Here is a 1,782-nt window from a genome sequence, read left to right as displayed (position 1 = left end):
CCGCAGACCTAGTCGGATTCCATGGGTCGCAAAACCATTATGATTCTGATTTTCGGTCTCGCTTACTTCCTCAGCGCTGCGGCATCGATTGCCTTGACGCGGTTTGGGGGCGGTGTCGCATTGGTGTGGGTCGCATCGGCCCTGCTGACAGCAAGGCTGCATTGCGCGCCAACAAAGCAATGGCCAACGCTTCTTCTGATCGCCGGATTTGCCTCATTCCTGGCAACCGGTTGGTTTGGACTGGGGTGGTTTGCGGCAGGGCCGCTGGCTGTCATCAATGTGTTCGAGGCAGCATTGGTCGCCATGCTCTTCCGGCGCGAAGGGTGGCGTGGTTCCTATACCGGTTCGTCGATGGCGGCCTTCCTCGTTGTTGCTTGTATCATCGGTCCGGCTGCGACGGCTCTGCCTGGCGCTTTCGTGGCAACGCTTGCCACAGACACGCCTTTCTTTGGGAATTTAACGAACTGGCTGATCGGACATAGCCTCGGAATGCTGACTTTCGCCCCGGTGTTTCTTCACTGGATGCGCGGATCGATCGAGAGTTGGATCCGGATCGCAATGCGGCGGAACCAGGTTCTGGACTTTGCACTGTTGCTGTTGGTCATCGCTTCGACGTGGGCAACGTTCTCGCAGTTCAGCTATCCATTGCTATTCATCCCGGTGCTGGCTCTGGTTGTGTTCGTCCATCGCACCGGATATCCAGGAGCAGCTCTTGGTACTGCTCTGGTTGCTGTAATCGGGGGGATACTCACGGCCCGCGGATTGGGGCCGGTGGCATTGATCCATGGATCACCAGTCGCAGCGACCCAGATATTCCAGATCTATCTGGCTGCCACTGAACTGACGCTTTTGCCTGTAGCAGCCTCATTGACCGCGCAGCGCGATGTTACTGCGAAGCTGAAACAGAGCGAAGAACGGTACAGGCTGGTCACCGAGAACGTGACTGACATTGTCATGTCGCTCGATCGCGCTGGGCGCTTCACCTATGTCTCACCTTCCATTCGCAATTACGTTGCACTGAGCCCTGAAGCGCTGGTGGGAAGTTCGGCGCTGGATCTGATCGACCCGGATTTCCACGCGATTGCACGAGAGCGGCACGGTCAGATGCTGCGAAGTCACGGCATCCCGGTCGTTTTCGAGTATATTGGCATCACCGGAGACGGTCGCTGCAGGTGGTTCGAGACCTGCGGCCGAGCTACGGTCGACGAGCATGGAATTCCTAACGGTGTGGTCGGTACCATTCGAGAAACCACAGGCCGAAAGCTGCTTGAAAGCGAATTATCGGCGGCGGCAAGAACAGACATGTTGACCCGTTTGCTCAACCGCCGTGCATTCTTCGATGAGGCATCCAAGGTCGTGACTTCCCGCGTCGGCGGCTGCATCGCCCTGCTGGACATCGATCACTTCAAGGCGGTTAATGACAGCCACGGTCAGGCTGCGGGAGATTGGGTTCTGAGGGAACTGGCTACCGCAGCTCTCGAAGCGATCCGCGTTGGCGATACGCTTGCGAGGGTGGGAGGCGAAGAGTTTGCTCTGCTATTGCCCGGCGCTTCCATCGAACAGGCCGAGGCAATTTGCCAACGCGTGCTGGATGCAATTGCCAGTCTTCAAATCGACTGGAGACACGACAAGGTTTCAGTGACGACCAGCGCCGGGATCGCTGCTATCGACGGAAGCGTCGATACTGCGATGCAAAATGCTGACAGGGCACTTTACAAAGCCAAGAATAGCGGCCGAGCACGGCTTTCCCTCGCCGCGTGAACGATTTCCGACGGGGCACCG

The 1,782-nt window shown here is 57.8% G+C and carries 1 protein-coding gene; it reads left to right on the top strand.

Annotated elements, in window-relative coordinates; translation table 11 throughout:
* Positions 1–21: 21 nt before the first annotated feature.
* The gene (locus tag WG900_RS20065; RefSeq protein WP_339970146.1) at positions 22–1,761 is read left to right on the top strand and encodes a GGDEF domain-containing protein; all 1,740 of its coding nucleotides are present in this window, start codon (positions 22–24) and stop codon (positions 1,759–1,761) included.
* Positions 1,762–1,782 lie beyond the last annotated feature (21 nt).

It is taken from the genome of Novosphingobium aquae, assembly GCF_037572715.1.
Classification (GTDB): domain Bacteria; phylum Pseudomonadota; class Alphaproteobacteria; order Sphingomonadales; family Sphingomonadaceae; genus Novosphingobium; species Novosphingobium aquae.
This window is presented reverse-complemented; position numbering and strand designations above follow the sequence as displayed.